Raw genomic sequence first — 14,786 nt, forward strand, 5'->3', positions numbered from 1 at the left:
TAGAGATTTCTATGATTGCTGTAGAAGGTGCATAAAATTCACATATATATATTAAAAATATACTATAAAAAAGCAGGTTCAAACGAACCTGCTTTTGCATAATACATACTTGTATAATAATTAATGTGGTTGTTTACTTCACTAATTATACTTGTACTCTACTCCATTTACTATTATTACTCCAGTAAATTTCATTACCGTCATCAGACATCACGCCAGTAGAAGGAGCATAATCATGGAAATTTTTATTAATAACAGGAGATGCTAAGTCAATAAAGAATCCTTTGAATGGCCCTTTTCTTCCATTACTAAATGTTGCTTCAACTAGATTTCCATCTGTTTTTATTGTGATAGTATCATTTGCACGATCTATCCAAGTACCTTCAAATTTTTTCATAATTTTAAATTTTAATTGGTTTTCCTACTCATAAGGCTTTTCGGATTCCGCCGCTATCATTCATCTTGACAGAAAGACCGTTTTTTAAAGTGAGTTCTGCTTCACTATCTTTAGCTATTGACAGTGTAAAGATGCGAAGAATGAATACGTCTAGTAAGCGCAGATATAAGGGTTTATAAATACAGTTTGAAGAATCTGTTTCATAAAAAAAGCAGGTCAAATGACCTACTTTTGCTTATAATTTTGAATGAATATGGATTTAAAAACTAAATAGCTTCTACAATGTTGTGTTTAATGGCATACATAACCAATCCGCTAATGTTACGAGCACCTGTTTTTTGAAGTAAGTTATTGCGATGTCCGTTTACTGTTTTTCGACTAATGAATAGTTCTTCACCTATTTCTTCTGCCGTTTTTTGTTGACAGATTAATTGCAATACCTCTACTTCTCGTCGAGTCAATGATTCGTACGTTTTTGGCGTTTTCAGCTTTCCTGTCATCTTGTTTTGTATGGCGTTTAAAGCTCTTTCATTAATATAAGATCCTCTTTCATATACGGAAACAATAGCATCATATACTTCTTGTGGCGTACTTTCTTTGATAAGATATCCGTTTGCACCTTCTTCTATTAATTTGGCTATCAAATAGCTTTCTTCATGTGCCGAAAGAATTAAAATCTTCATTTCTGGATAGTATTCTTTTAAAACCTGAACAACTGTCCAGCCATTAAATTCTTCGTTGCCGTTTTTGGGTAGTGTTAAGTCTACCAACATTACATCTGGAATTTGCGAGCTACTTTTTAAACGATCGAGCATAGAGAAACCATCTGGAGATTCAAATACAAAATTTATTCGTTCCCAAGCTTCTAATATTGATTTAATTCCTTCTCTAAATAGTGCTTGATCTTCTACGATTCCTAGTTTAATTGTTTCTTGCATGGTAGTATTTTTTTAAATTATTTTTGATTCTTTGTTTCTATTGGGAGTATGATTTTACAATAAAATCCGCCTTCATCACTATTTCCAAATTCAAGTTTACCTTCAAAGGTTTTTACTCTATTTTCTATGTTTTGTAATCCAATACCTTGATGTAATATTTCTTCCGGAATACCTTTTCCATCATCTGCATACCTGCAAAAAAGCTGATCCGATTTGCGCAAAACACTGATATCAATTGTGGTGGCTTCTGCATGTTTTAAGCTATTATTAATCAATTCAGAATATATTCGATACAGCGTAATTTCAACAATCCAAGGCAATTCATCACATGTATTACTTATTGCCATATTCGTTTTTACATTTTGAGCATTTTCTGCTTTTTCTAATAGGTTTTGCAACGCTTTTTCAAACCCTAATCGTGATAATTGCAAAGGCATTAATTCATGACTAATGCGTCGTGTAGAAGCTAATGTTGTCTGCAATAATTCACGTACTTGTGTTATTTTTTTTGGATTGAATTCCTTTTCCGTTTCTAATTGTGTTAATTGCATATAACCTATAGACAACGCTGCGGCCAATTCGTCATGCAAATCGCTCGCAATGCGTTTACGCTCTTCTTCTTGAACTCTAATAGTAGTTAACAGTAATTCTTTTTGATATTGATTTTTGATTTCTTCTTGTTCTAACTGTTGACGAATAATATTCTTTTGGAATTGTTGATACATAAAAACCACGCCTATGGCTATCAAAAAAATGATGCCCACTACTGGTAACAATATGCCTATAAAATCTATTTCTTCTGATATTTCCATAAACCAATACTTATACAGATAAATTGAACAATGTAGATGAACGAATGAAAAAGCCAACTAATTTGAAAGTTTTCAGATGAAAAACGAGTTAAGAAAGCTCCAAAATAAAAAATCAATAGTCCAGACGTATAATAGATTAAGATTCCTGAATTGATCCAGCGCAAACTAGATAGCATTCCTCTTTTTTCATTTCTGACGGATTCGTTGAGTAATAATGTAAAAAGCGATAAAGCGTAAATAATTAGCAATACACTTTCCAACGAAAGCGCATACGAATTAAATGTTTTTATACCTTGCCAACATATTGAATTTACAATACTAAACACCACAAATAAACCAAGAATCCACCATAATAAATTCCGATGAATAAAACGGGTAAACACTTTTTGGTAAAAAATAGAAAGACACACAAAACTGGCAGGAACAAAAATGTGCAATAAATACATGTTATTCTCTTTTAAAGAAGCCAAATACTGAGAACTAAACTGAATGATACCTGATAAAACTACATACCATGAAATTACCTTCAGTTCTTTTGAAAACCGAAAGTAATTTCTTGCCGCTATTAGTAATGCAATTACAAGCGGAATTTTAGTTAGTAAAGAGATAATATATTTATAGCCCATTTCTTGTAAAGTTCTTCTTTTTCTTTCTTTGTTATATTTAGTTTATGGAGAGGCGAACTACAAGCACACAAAGCTGGACACGGATCTGTTAGATCTAAAGCATATTCTATTCCATCATAAGTAATTAATTGGTCCACAAGAGTTTCGTTTGTTTTTAATGTTGGTACTACATATAAATGAGATTTTAAACTATCTATACCATGGTGTTTGATTTTATTCATATTCATTGCTAGATAGACATTAATTCCGTTCGCATCTTCATAATTATAAAATGCGGCATCTATATCTTCTCTGCTAATAAAATATGACCTATCTAATTTTTTATGAAAAGGTATATTACTACGCGAGAATTTATAACTATTGTCCACTTTAAGCATAGAATCATTATAAAATTTTAAAAATTCAAAGTCTGACAAGGGAAATTTACGTTCTGTATACTTTACTATTAAATCATCCTTAACTATATCAACAGAAACTGATTCTGGGAAAAAGTTTAGCCACATTTGATATGATTCAATGTCTTGCAGAACATTATCTAATGTGTCCATTCGTTTTGCTTTTATATTTTTAATATTTACGGAATCAATAAATTTTTTAGAATATACTTTTTTAACATCTAATTTAGTATCTACTCTGGTATATAATTTGTTGTCTAATTGGGTATATGATTTGTTGTCTAAACATGAAATAGTAGAACTCAAGAATATACATACAGACATCACAAGCCCAATCGATTTTAAATAATTTTTTTTCATGATAGTAGTTTTAAAGTTAGTTATTTAGATTAATTCTGAAACGAATATAAAATAAATTCCTACTAAAATTTCATTACTTATTGCAAAACAGATAGATAGAACTAAGTAGTTTTTAAAAACCAGACACAAAGACCTGTTTTCTATATTTCATTTTATGTCTGAAAAAGACAAAATAAAGGCTGTAGAAGTTGGAAACATACCAAAATAGTAAACCTAGAGATTTCTATGATTGCTGTGGAAGAAGCATAAAATGCTCGTTCTATAGTCGATGTAGTACGTAACATGAATTCGATACAACTATAATTATATATGTTTGATTTTCAATAACTTATTACAAACTTCAAATCGAGCATTATTGAAATCAAAATATATTTTGATTGAAAATACCTAGCGAAGCTGTCGAGATTCAATAAAACAATTGATTTCCTAAACTTCTCGACTGCGCTCGAAGTGACAAACACTTATTTTATTATGCCTAAACGTTATTTTTAAAAGTTCCTACATCACGTTAAGTTAGTTTTCTTTTTATATAGTTTTTTGGGTAATGAATTCACTTTTTGATCCCATATATATGAATCAATAACATATATATCATGAAAAGAAAACATTTATCTACGTTAAAATTAAACAAAAAATCAATTTCAAATTTACGAGAAAACATTACTGGCGGATACAATGCAAATACTTGTCAAGGTCCTTGTCAAGGCGGAACAAGTTGTTGCAGTGTTGGCGGATTAGCTTGTGAGGATGCTGATGAAAAAGACCCAATTAGAATTCCAGTAACAACTTTTAATTCAATCTTGAATTGTAGCTTATTTTGCTAAAACCTTAGATGTACTCTAAAAAAAGCATATAAAAAACCTCAGAAAAATACTTTCCCGAGGTTTTTTTTATTCATAATACTTGCATTAACAAGGTTGATAAAAAGTATCTGTTCTATTTATATAACAAAGTCGTAAGCCCAAAATACAGGTTTCTTCGCAAAGAAATTGCATTCCTCCTAGTGTACTTCTTTGTTCTTCTTTAGTTAGTTTTTCAATATTCTTAATCTTTAAAATTGATTTTAGCATAACATGATGGTTTTTTATATTTTACACCATTAAAGATATATAAATCAACATGTTAACTTATACGGTTCTGCCTTACTTAACAGTATACGAATCTAAAAAAGTATCGCATGAATCGTATTTTCTGTTTTTCATCTATCTTTCATAAATAATAGTGCCATTAAAAACAGTCATTTTTACTTTTGTTAGACGAATTTCATTTGTTGGTATTTCAAAGATATTTCTATCCAACACAATAAAATCTGCCTGCTTGCCTATTGCTAACGATCCTACTTTGTCTTCTTGACGCATTACGTACGCACCATTGATTGTATACGCTCTAATAGCCTCTTCTAAAGAGATATTTTGTGGTGTTCTGCTAACTGCATTTCCAATTCCCACAAATGGATTTAACGTGCTTACATTCCAATCGCTGCTTAGCGTAAGTCTTGTGTTTGCGTTCAATAGACTTTTTATCGGAACTTGATTATCCGATAAAGCACTTCCTATCAATTCTGCATTTTCTTGCCAATGCGCAGGATTTGTAAAATCGCCAGCAACTTGTGCATCTGCTGTAACATTGAGTGTCGCAAAGCGTGACATATCGGTTGCATCAACTATTTCAACATGTGTTAATCGATGTCTGTTGTTTCCTGTACTTCCTTGCTCAATTGCATTCAATGCTTCTGTTACTCCTCTATTTCCGATACTGTGAATGTGAAAATCGAATCCTACACTTTCTAGTTGACTGATGTAATTTGTGATTCTTTCCTGCGTGAAGTAATTCAGTCCATTGTTCGTTGATTCCTCAAAAAAATCTATTAAATAATCCGAATGTAAGGCTGCGGTTGTATTGTGCGTGATTCCGTCTGCATAGAGTTTAATTTGATTAATTTTCAATAAACTATTCGGATCATTTGAATATAAAGAGCTTAAAGCTGCTATTTGAGAAGCATCATCTTCAGTAGGATACGCCCAGAGTCCAAGGTTGAAACGTGCTGTTAACTTTCCGTCATCTGCTAATTGTTTCCAAATTATATGTTGATCTCTTTTCCAATAGGTTCGCGCATCTGAAACTGAGGTGATTCCGTGTTTGGCAAGTTCTGGCAATACATATTCTACCATTCCGTCGTATTCTCCGTCAGCAGAATTTGCTAAGCTAGAAATTGCTTGTTGCATGACAATATCTCCTGCATTGTCTATTAAAATTCCTGTGAGCGAATTGTCTTCCTCTTTCATGATGATTCCGCCTTGTGGATTTGGCGAACTCGCAGTGATTCCCGCTAGTTCTAATGCTTTGGAATTTACCCACATTGAATGTGATGTTTGTTCCATAATGATTACTGGTCTGTTTGGTACAGCTTCATCCAAAATTTCTAAAGGCGAACGTTCAGCATCAAAAAGCGTATTGATATCGTGTCCAAAACCTATCAACCATTCTACATTTGGGTTATCTGCGGCAGCGTTTGCTATGACATCAATATAATTTTCAGGATTTGTTTCTTCATCAGAAATTATAAAATGATTATTGGCAGATCCGACTTCCATTGGATGCATGTGTACATCGTGAATTCCTGGCAATACCAAAGCGCCTTGTAAATCGATGATTTCAGCAGTACTTTCTGCATTTGTTTGCGCTTGTGCGGAAGTTCCAATAAACATAATTTTGGAATCCTTAACAATCATAGCTTCTGCCCAAGGTTGCGCGCTGTTTACCGTATATATTTTTCCGTTAATAAAAACTTTCTGCGTCGTTTCTTCATTCATCATTTGTTCATTTTCAACAATAGGATCGTCACTTTTACAAGATCCCGCAAGGTTTATCACGCTAAGTATCAGTATAATTAATTTCATTGAGTGTATCAGTTTCATTGATGTGTATTTCAAGATAAGTTATTCTTTTAGAGGAACAAAAATTTCTGTTTCAAAAGCATTTTCATCATTTGTATGTGAACTGTGCTTTGTGTAAAATTCTAAAAATGGAGTAATTCCAATTTCGTGATCTGTTTGAAAAATCCATTGTCCAAAAATTTTATCGTAAGTATTACTGATCGTTTTATAACTTCCTACATGTGTAAATACTGCGTATTTTTGACTTGGAACTTCTTTGATCTGATACTTTTTTAAGTCGCTTGTATCTTCTGGAATCACAATACATGCATCGTAATTACATTTCATATCCTCTGTAATGATTGGCTCGTCCCAGATAATTCCGAAACTTTCTGAGGCAGTTGTATCTATCTGCTTTTCAACAGCAAGTTGATCGATCATTTGCCACAGTTCTTCAATTTCTTCGCTATCATAACTGCCTTTATAGGTCATATACATCACTTTTTTAGCAGGTAGTACTTCTACTCTATCTTGTACAAATGACATTCCTTTGGATTGAGTTTTCTGTTTGAATACTAATTCTTCTTTACGATCTCTATATGCAGAAGGAGAAATTCCGAAATGTTTTTTAAATGCTTTGCTTAATGCTTGCACATCTGAATATCCAACTTCATACGCAATTTCTGTAATTGTCACTTTACTGAATAATACCATTTTTGCACAACTTTCTACTTTAAGTCTTGTGATGTATGCTCCAATTGTTTCGCCAAAATAACCTTTAAATATCCGTTGAAGATTGCGATAGGAAAAATGTGAAAGCCTTTCCAATACTTTTACTTCAACTGTATTAGCATACGAAGCTCTCAAGTACTCTTTTACCTGTTGTAGTCTTTCCTTATAATCGTACTTCGATTTCATATTACAAATATAGTTGAGTTAAAACAGATGCTTGTTGTCCTATTTTGACAAGTGTTTAAACACTTAAAAATTACGTATTTATACGCTAAACCGTTACCGTTTTAAAGTTTACTTTCACAGAAATTATATGTATATACCGTATAGTATTCCCAAAAAGGAGGTTGCTGAAAATCCTAAAAGAGTAAGCATTTTAACCCTAATCCATTTTAAAATGAACAAATCACTCACTTTATTCCTAAGTTTTTCAATGATACTATTGCTAAACTTTTCTCTTTTTGCGCAAAATGATAAAGGAGCAATAGCTATGGAAAATGAAATTCAACAATCCTATGACTATCATGAGTTGGAAGAGAAAAGATTAGAACTTATAGCAGATATGTACTCTATGATGTATGAAATTGGTGGTCTTTTTACAGAACTAGAACGTGCACAAAGTCTTGAAAAACTAGTAAATGGCTATGACGAAAAACTTTCTCAAGGTATAGACTCAAGTGCGCTTTCTGTAAAAGAAAGAATGAATATAGAACGTTTGTCAGAAATCAAATCGAAAATTGTATTGCCTGAACTTCAAACAGTTGGTGGCATCGATTTACATGATATGCAGTCTATTAGTGTAACAGAAGGTTTTCGAAGAATTATTGAAAACAAAGTGCAAACAATTGTAAAGAAAACTGATCAACTTTCGAGTGTTGGGACAAAAGTAACGGAGTTGAATAATACTTCTTTTGTATCTCAAAACTTTAAAAAACAAATTAGTTGGTCATTTGCACTTCTCGTTGGTATTGTCATTGTTGGCTTTTTTATTATAGCGTATAGAGATGATGAAATTCGCAAAACAATTTTTTCTGGTGAAGCTGGATTACAGTTTATCACCATATTCTCAATTATTATTGCCATTATCCTATTTGGAATTACAGAAGTTTTGGGTGGAAAAGAGATTGCTGCATTGATTGGAGGTATTTCTGGTTACATTTTAGGTCGTAGCAGTATTACTCCAAAGAAAAGTGAATGAAACTAGGTTATTAATAAAAGAAAAGCGAACCGAAGTTCGCTTAAATTAGTTTAACAATTCACAAAAGAAGGACAGCCAACAACAGAACGGCAAGCATCACCAGTGCCACATCTAAATACATCTTCAGTATTACATTCAGGTCCTTTAGTGAAAGGCGGAGGACATAAAATTGAATTATCATCATCCTCACCTCCAATTGTTGAAATATTTTCAAAATTTGAAATGGATTTTTTGTTCAGCTTTAAGCTTTTAAGATTTCTTTTTTTCATGATATAAAGTTTTGATTAAAAAAAGTTATAAAAACAAAACAGTAATCACTTACGGGAATACCGTAATTAACACTAATAGAGCGGTTAACCGGCTCTATTCTAAAAGCCGAAAACATTTCCTAAGTAGAAGATTATAGTATAAAATTTCTAGTTTCATATCTTTACTATATATGAAAAACGATTTAATTAAAAATAAATAAAGAAACTGGTAAAAGTAAAAGATTATTTGTTGGAGATATTGTTAATTGGCATAATGATTTACATGAGTATTTTAATAAAAAACACATGTAAATACAGAAAACACTAATATGAACTTACCATAAACACCTTAATCTAAGTGTCTTTTTATATCTAAAATTTAAGTATAACCAACATAATAATTTTAGTATGAATGACAGAAAATCAGAAAAATGAACAAAAAAAAGCGAACCGAAGTTCGCTTTAAAATTAATCGTCTCTATAGACTATTATGGGATACATACAATTCCTGGTTGCATACTTAGAAAAATATCCGAAATAGGACCACAAGTGTTCCCTTGATCCGATCTCATCGGAACACAAACACGTGATGCAGGAAGCGCTCCTCCATTAGCTTGAAAATTAGAAATAGATTTTTTGTTAAGCTTTAATGAGTTAAGATTCTTTTTTTTCATAATTCATGATTTTAAAATTAATAATGGCCAAATATATAAGCAATGTGATTAAGATTAATACAGGAATATTTAAGCGTTAAGAATGAACCTATAATAGTATAAGAGCAATATTTTAGCGTAAAAACATAGTGATCGTTATTGTAAAAAACACCAATATTTCGTTTGGTATTTTATTTCAAGTACTGAAGATGGGAATCAACCCTAAATCTCAAAAAAGTTTTTGTAGTTTTATCGAAACCATATACCAACTCATGAAAGTAAGTACCAAATTTGCGCCTATTACTAAGGAAAATATTGAAACCATTAGCAATCAGCTGAAAGGAATTATTTCCGACGATGAAATCAATGATATTAAAACGTATATAAAACCATACAAGGAATTTAGTTACAATCAACTTGATGATATATTTTTAATTGTAGAAGTAACGCTTTATGGAAATGGAAAAGTTATGAGCTTAGCTCCTACTTGTTCTGTCGATCAAGAAGATTGGCCTAGTTATGAAGATGAGCCTGATATTAGAATTGATCCTGTATCTATCCCGTTTAAAACTGTATTTCCGCAAATGCCAATAGAAGTTTCTGGTACAACAAGTTTTTTTGCTGTTGTAGAAGCAGAAGGTAATATTTGGGACTCTTGTAAAGATTTGCCCGAATGGATTTGGAATGAAGGCAAATTTGAATTCGCGCTTTGGTTTACTGCAACTACTGAAGATGGAAAAGAATATGAAGGAAATTCGTATGGCGATTATGCACAACAGTTGATCACATTTTAAAAAAATAAAAAAGCGAGCTAATTAGCTCGCTTATCTTTTAGTGTGCTCCATTTGATGGTATACAAGGTTTCCCTTGTGCCTTCATTTTTTTAGAAATATTTTTATCAATAAGTCCGCCGTTAATAGTATAATAGACATGTTTTGCAATTACTTTCTTGTTCAGTTTTAACGATGTGAAATCTTTTTTCTTCATAATTTATTCTATTTTAAAATTTGAAGACATAATATATCTCTAAATCGAATTTTATAAAAAGAACACTACTCGTTATTTATAAATACCGTTAAAGTTATATTTCTCTATATTCTAAATTACACGTTTATGAACGGAAACATAGCGTTTATCTTTTGAGAAAGCCCGAAAAAAGATTCTCTAATTTTAAACTTTGTCTGTATTATTAAAAACAGTATTTTTTCAAAAAATAAGTTAAACAAACTTTATGAATTCAACGACTAAATGTCTTATTGTCTTTTTCTGTGTTTTATGTACTACAATGCCTGTTCAGTCACAAAATAAAGTTATTGATAGTTTAGAAACGGTATTAAAAAGTCATAAAGCAAGAGATACTACGAGAGTAAACTTGCTAAACACTTTAGCTAATTCATATTGTTCAATAGATATTGATAAAGCGTTACTATTTATAAAAGAATCTGAAGAAATTTTAAGCACAATAAATTACACTAAAGGAAAAGCAACAGTAATATATTTAAAAGGTCTTGTATTAGAGTCTCAATCTAGCTATGAAGAATCTGCAAAGCATTATAAAAATGCACTTACACTATTTAAAAGCATCGATTTTAAAAAAGGAATTTCTGATTGTTTAAATGGTTTAGGTGGAATAAGCGACAGTCAAAGCAACCATAATGAGGCTATTTCCTATTTTAATAAAGTTATCGAAATTAATAAATCTATTGGTAACCTGAAAGAAGTCGCTGTAGGCTTTAACAATATTGGAATTGTGTACACTTCACAAGGAAACTTTAACGAAGCAATTATATATTTTAAAAAAGCATTAAAAAATTATACCGATGCCAATGATATACAAGGTGTTGCCGTGGTTATTAACAATATTGGTATTATAAGTCATCGTCAAGGAAATTACCCTTTATCCCTAGAGTATTTTCAAAAAGGATTGACTGTCTATGAAAAATCTAAAAACGCACTAAAAGCATGCAAGTCATTAATGAATATTGGTGTTGTATATGTAGAGTTACAAGATTATGACAAAGCCATAGAGTTTAATAACAGAGCGATAAAGATTGCTATAAAGAACGATAGCAAAAAGGATATTGCAACCATTACAAGCAATTTGGGTATTGTTTATCATAAAAAAAAAGAATATCAAACATCCTTTGAATATTTAAAAAAAGCATTAGACCTAAGTAAAGAAATCAACTTTAAAATGCAAATTGGTTTATGCTTAAACAATCTGGGAGATGTTCATTTATCACTTAAAAATTATGCTGAAGCTTTAAATTATTTTAACCAGGCTAAAACAAACAATTTAGAAAATAAACATCAGTTAAGCTTAACTCATTCTTATTTAGGAATAGCTAAGGTATATACACATTATAAAACATACGATAAGGCATTAGTAAGTGCAATAAAGGGCAAAGAACTATCAAATAATCTTAAACTTCTAGATTATGAAAGAGACATAGAACAATTACTTTCAACTATATATAAGAATACAGGTAGATATAAAAAAGCATTAACAAGTCATGAACAATTTAAAAAATTAAATGATAGCTTGTTCAACAAGAAAAGCATTCAAAAAATAACAGCAATAGAATACGAATACAAATACAAACAAGAACGAGATTCAGCAAAAATTAAAGAATTAAAACTGAATAAAACAATACAACTTACCGAAACAGATTTAGCAAAATCAGAACAAAATTTACTGTTTGGGATCATCATATTTTTAGTAATTGCCTTAGTAATGGGTGCTTTTATATTCTTCTTAAAATTGCGAAATGAAAAAGCAAAAACTCAAAATATAGCTATTGAGCAAAAGTTGTTGCGCTTGCAAATGACACCGCATTTTATCTTTAATTCATTATCTGTATTACAAGGAATGATTTATAATAAAGAACAAGAAACCTCCATTTTATACCTTTCAAAATTCTCAAAACTTTTACGTACAATTTTAGAAAATTCGAGACATAAAACAGTTTTTCTATCAGAAGAATTATCAGCTATTGACGATTATATGGCAATTCAGAATTTAGATGAAACTCCACCGTATAAATACACACTAAAAGTAGCTTCTGAAATAGATTCTGCTACATTGAAAATTCCTCCAATGCTTATTCAACCTTTTATAGAAAACGCAATTGAACATGCTTTTAAAAACAATAAAGAGAACAAAGAAATTATTGTAACACTTACTTTTAAAAATAAAAAGTTGACCTGTACCATTGCTGATAATGGAGTTGGTATTGATTTGGAGAAACAGAAAATTCAAAAAGATAAAAACTCACTAGCCACGACAATCACTTCGGAGCGATTAAAAATTTTATCAAAAGATTTTAAAATGGAAGGAACTATTGATGTGAAAAACAAAGAATTGCTTGGTAAACAAGGAACATTAGTTACTTTAGTAATTCCTTATAAAATTGATTCGTTATAATGAAGGCACTAATAGTAGAAGATAAAAAGCGTATTAGAACAGCTTTAATACATATACTAGATACGCTAGATAATGAAATAATTATACTAGGTGAATGTGAATCGGTTAAAGAAGCTGTGATTGTTGCTAATGCTTGCAAACCAGATTTAATTTTCTTAGATATCAATCTTACAGATGGTACAGGTTTTGATTTTTTAGACGAGACTGAGCATTTAAGTTTCAAGGTTATATTTATTACTGCTTACGAAGAATATGCATTACAAGCCTTAAAAATTGGTGCCGTAGATTATCTTTTAAAACCTGTAGATACGGAAGAACTTAAAAAGGCTTTACAGAAAATAAATAATTTGTCTGTACAAACTCAAAAACAGCAAATTAAAAATGTAAAAAAAGTACTCAATAACGATAACGGCACATTAATTTTATCATTGCATGATTCTTTCCAAATAATAAACCTAAAAGACTTAATGTATTGTGAATCAGACAATGGATATACTACTTTTTATATTAATGATGGCAAAAAACACGTAGCTTCTAAATCGATAAAAGAGTTTGAAGAGCAATTGATACAAAACTCATTCACAAGACCTCACAGATCGTTTATTGTAAACCTAAAATTCATTGAAAAATATGATAAATCAGGGACTATTCATTTAAAAAACGGAAGAAAAATCCCTGTTTCAACACGTAAAAAAGACAACTTTATAACACGTCTTTTTACTTGGAATAATAGATAAAACAAACTTTTTTATTTTTTCTCTAATACGTTTATGAATGCAAAAACAGCGTTCATGCGTTCAACTCACTCAGAGAAATATTCTCTATTTTTTTCTCCACACAATCCATATACATTTATTTCAGTAATAGGATAAAATAATATGGAAACTATTAAATCAAAACTAGGCTCAGGAGGTTTAGTACTCGCAGCCATAGGCATTATGTCTATAATTCTTTCAATTTTTAATTACAACATACGATTACTTGCATGGGTAGATATATGGGGAAATGCAATGGGTTGGTTAATTCGAATTCTTTTAATACTTGGAGGAGGCATATTATACTTCGTTTATGGAAGTTATGATGATGAAAACTAATAAGGCAGCGCATATGAGAATAATAAGATTCATCCTTTTAATTGTACTAACAATTGTAACGTCTTGTAGAGAAAATTCTGGGAAGCAGCTTGCTACAATAGAAGGCTTTTCAAACATTCAAAAAGCAATAAAAAATGAATTTGGTGACAATGCGTACTTCACAGATATTAACATTGTACACAGTGCATCAATTGGGAATATTATAGGAATTACCGTAACAAAAGATCCTAGTTCTTTAAAAATGGGACAATGGAATCAAGCGCAAGGAGTTTGGAAGCAAAATGCTGAAATATTTATCGACGTTCCAAATGGAAAAAAGGCAGCTGATTTTATGTATCAACTAGATGATAAAATTAACTTAACCACATTAGGAGCGTTGATAGAACAATCTAAAAAACAATTACAAAACGAAAAAAATCTCAACAATCCGATGTTGTCTACAGCGTCTATTTATTTTCCGAAAAACGGCGACATTTCTAAAACAGAATACTTAGTGAATTTTAAACCCGAAAACGGAGAAACCACATTTCGTTTTTACTACAAACTCAACGGAGAGTTACGAAAAATGGACTACTAGGGTAAAACATATAGCTATATCAAATTAATATTAACACTAAAATTAAAACTACAAATTATGAAAAAACGAAATTTAAAAAGTTTAAAACTGAACAAAAAGTCTATTTCTAATATTCAATCTGAAGTAAATGTTGGAGGACACAAAGCAAATACTTGGACATCGTATTGGGCATATTGTGAAACAAATAATCCTGTACAATGTAGATCAATGGAATATACAGGGTGTTTTTGTGATGTTGATAGGTAATTTAAAAGTTAGTACAAACTAAAATTTAGTCATGGCCGGAAGAAATTTCGGCCTTTTTTTAACCAATCAAATTAGTAGTATTACGGCTTGCACTCAAAAGAATACAAATAGTAAAATATGAATAAGGTTATTAATTATTATAAAAAAGCAATACTTGTTTTTGAAACGAAATGAAAAAGCTCTTCCTATAAATATTTATAGGAAGAGCTT

General features: G+C 30.8%; 19 protein-coding genes. 8 read left to right on the plus strand and 11 right to left on the minus strand.

The features are described from left to right. Nucleotides 1–145: 145 nt before the first annotated feature. From ACRBBL_RS00005 to ACRBBL_RS00025, 5 genes are all read right to left on the minus strand, one after another. Entirely contained in the window at nucleotides 146–397 is a 252-nt protein-coding gene (locus ACRBBL_RS00005; protein ID WP_431366982.1) for a hypothetical protein, read from the minus strand. 266 nt (nucleotides 398–663) lie between these two features. Then, complete coding sequence (locus ACRBBL_RS00010) at nucleotides 664–1,335, minus strand: response regulator (protein WP_431366983.1); 672 nt, start codon at nucleotides 1,333–1,335, stop codon at nucleotides 664–666. A 17-nt stretch (nucleotides 1,336–1,352) separates the two neighbouring features. Next, nucleotides 1,353–2,147 (minus strand): sensor histidine kinase, encoded by a 795-nt coding sequence (locus ACRBBL_RS00015; protein WP_431366984.1) that lies wholly within the window; start codon nucleotides 2,145–2,147, stop codon nucleotides 1,353–1,355. After that, a complete protein-coding gene (locus ACRBBL_RS00020) occupies nucleotides 2,126–2,773 on the minus strand; it encodes a hypothetical protein (protein WP_431366985.1) in 648 nt (215 codons plus the stop codon). Before ACRBBL_RS00020 ends, ACRBBL_RS00015 begins: the two co-directional genes overlap by 22 nt. Beyond that, nucleotides 2,743–3,528: a hypothetical protein gene (locus ACRBBL_RS00025; protein WP_431366986.1), complete on the minus strand. Its 786-nt coding sequence runs from the start codon at nucleotides 3,526–3,528 to the stop codon at nucleotides 2,743–2,745. The genes ACRBBL_RS00020 and ACRBBL_RS00025 overlap by 31 nt, the downstream gene beginning before the upstream one ends. 593 nt (nucleotides 3,529–4,121) lie before the next feature. Between ACRBBL_RS00025 and ACRBBL_RS00030 the strand changes: the two genes are divergently transcribed. After that, complete coding sequence (locus tag ACRBBL_RS00030; protein WP_431366987.1) at nucleotides 4,122–4,352, plus strand: hypothetical protein; 231 nt, start codon at nucleotides 4,122–4,124, stop codon at nucleotides 4,350–4,352. An 84-nt stretch (nucleotides 4,353–4,436) separates the two neighbouring features. Here ACRBBL_RS00030 and ACRBBL_RS00035 read toward each other — a convergent pair whose 3' ends face one another. The 3 genes from ACRBBL_RS00035 to ACRBBL_RS00045 all read right to left on the minus strand — a co-directional run bounded on the left by ACRBBL_RS00035 (nucleotide 4,437) and on the right by ACRBBL_RS00045 (nucleotide 7,322). Then, nucleotides 4,437–4,598: a hypothetical protein gene (locus tag ACRBBL_RS00035; RefSeq protein ID WP_431366988.1), complete on the minus strand. Its 162-nt coding sequence runs from the start codon at nucleotides 4,596–4,598 to the stop codon at nucleotides 4,437–4,439. 132 nt (nucleotides 4,599–4,730) lie between these two features. Then, nucleotides 4,731–6,428 (minus strand): amidohydrolase, encoded by a 1,698-nt coding sequence (locus ACRBBL_RS00040; RefSeq protein ID WP_431366989.1) that lies wholly within the window; start codon nucleotides 6,426–6,428, stop codon nucleotides 4,731–4,733. Nucleotides 6,429–6,467: 39 nt separating this feature from the next. Then, the gene (locus tag ACRBBL_RS00045) at nucleotides 6,468–7,322 is read right to left on the minus strand and encodes an AraC family transcriptional regulator (protein ID WP_431366990.1); all 855 of its coding nucleotides are present in this window, start codon (nucleotides 7,320–7,322) and stop codon (nucleotides 6,468–6,470) included. A 211-nt stretch (nucleotides 7,323–7,533) separates the two neighbouring features. On the opposite strand from ACRBBL_RS00045, the gene ACRBBL_RS00050 reads away from it, so the two are divergent. Further along, nucleotides 7,534–8,334: a hypothetical protein gene (locus ACRBBL_RS00050; RefSeq protein ID WP_431366991.1), complete on the plus strand. Its 801-nt coding sequence runs from the start codon at nucleotides 7,534–7,536 to the stop codon at nucleotides 8,332–8,334. Nucleotides 8,335–8,384: 50 nt separating this feature from the next. Here the strand turns inward: ACRBBL_RS00050 and ACRBBL_RS00055 are convergent, their stop codons facing one another. After that, on the minus strand, nucleotides 8,385–8,603 hold the full coding sequence (locus ACRBBL_RS00055; protein WP_431366992.1) for a hypothetical protein: 219 nt from the start codon (nucleotides 8,601–8,603) through the stop codon (nucleotides 8,385–8,387). A gap of 467 nt (nucleotides 8,604–9,070) precedes the next feature. Next, nucleotides 9,071–9,256: a hypothetical protein gene (locus ACRBBL_RS00060; RefSeq protein WP_431366993.1), complete on the minus strand. Its 186-nt coding sequence runs from the start codon at nucleotides 9,254–9,256 to the stop codon at nucleotides 9,071–9,073. Between the two features lie 251 nt (nucleotides 9,257–9,507). Here ACRBBL_RS00060 and ACRBBL_RS00065 point away from each other — a divergent pair, with 251 nt between their 5' ends. Next, complete coding sequence (locus ACRBBL_RS00065; RefSeq protein ID WP_431366994.1) at nucleotides 9,508–10,029, plus strand: hypothetical protein; 522 nt, start codon at nucleotides 9,508–9,510, stop codon at nucleotides 10,027–10,029. 37 nt (nucleotides 10,030–10,066) lie between these two features. Here ACRBBL_RS00065 and ACRBBL_RS00070 read toward each other — a convergent pair whose 3' ends face one another. Next, nucleotides 10,067–10,222, minus strand: coding sequence for a hypothetical protein (locus ACRBBL_RS00070; RefSeq protein ID WP_431366995.1), 156 nt, complete (start codon nucleotides 10,220–10,222; stop codon nucleotides 10,067–10,069). Nucleotides 10,223–10,466: 244 nt separating this feature from the next. Between ACRBBL_RS00070 and ACRBBL_RS00075 the strand changes: the two genes are divergently transcribed. From ACRBBL_RS00075 to ACRBBL_RS00095, 5 genes are all read left to right on the plus strand, one after another. After that, on the plus strand, nucleotides 10,467–12,659 hold the full coding sequence (locus ACRBBL_RS00075) for a tetratricopeptide repeat protein (protein ID WP_431366996.1): 2,193 nt from the start codon (nucleotides 10,467–10,469) through the stop codon (nucleotides 12,657–12,659). Then, a complete protein-coding gene (locus ACRBBL_RS00080; protein WP_431366997.1) occupies nucleotides 12,659–13,396 on the plus strand; it encodes a LytR/AlgR family response regulator transcription factor in 738 nt (245 codons plus the stop codon). Before ACRBBL_RS00075 ends, ACRBBL_RS00080 begins: the two co-directional genes overlap by 1 nt. Before the next feature lie 201 nt (nucleotides 13,397–13,597). Further along, nucleotides 13,598–13,753 carry a hypothetical protein gene (locus ACRBBL_RS00085; protein WP_431366998.1) on the plus strand — a complete coding sequence of 52 codons (156 nt, stop codon included), beginning with the start codon at nucleotides 13,598–13,600 and terminating at the stop codon, nucleotides 13,751–13,753. A gap of 13 nt (nucleotides 13,754–13,766) precedes the next feature. Then, entirely contained in the window at nucleotides 13,767–14,330 is a 564-nt protein-coding gene (locus ACRBBL_RS00090) for a hypothetical protein (RefSeq protein WP_431366999.1), read from the plus strand. A 57-nt stretch (nucleotides 14,331–14,387) separates the two neighbouring features. After that, nucleotides 14,388–14,576 (plus strand): hypothetical protein, encoded by a 189-nt coding sequence (locus tag ACRBBL_RS00095; RefSeq protein WP_431367000.1) that lies wholly within the window; start codon nucleotides 14,388–14,390, stop codon nucleotides 14,574–14,576. The last annotated feature ends 210 nt before the right edge of the window (nucleotides 14,577–14,786 follow it).

It is taken from the genome of Kordia sp. (assembly GCF_050633145.1).
GTDB lineage: Bacteria > Bacteroidota > Bacteroidia > Flavobacteriales > Flavobacteriaceae > Kordia.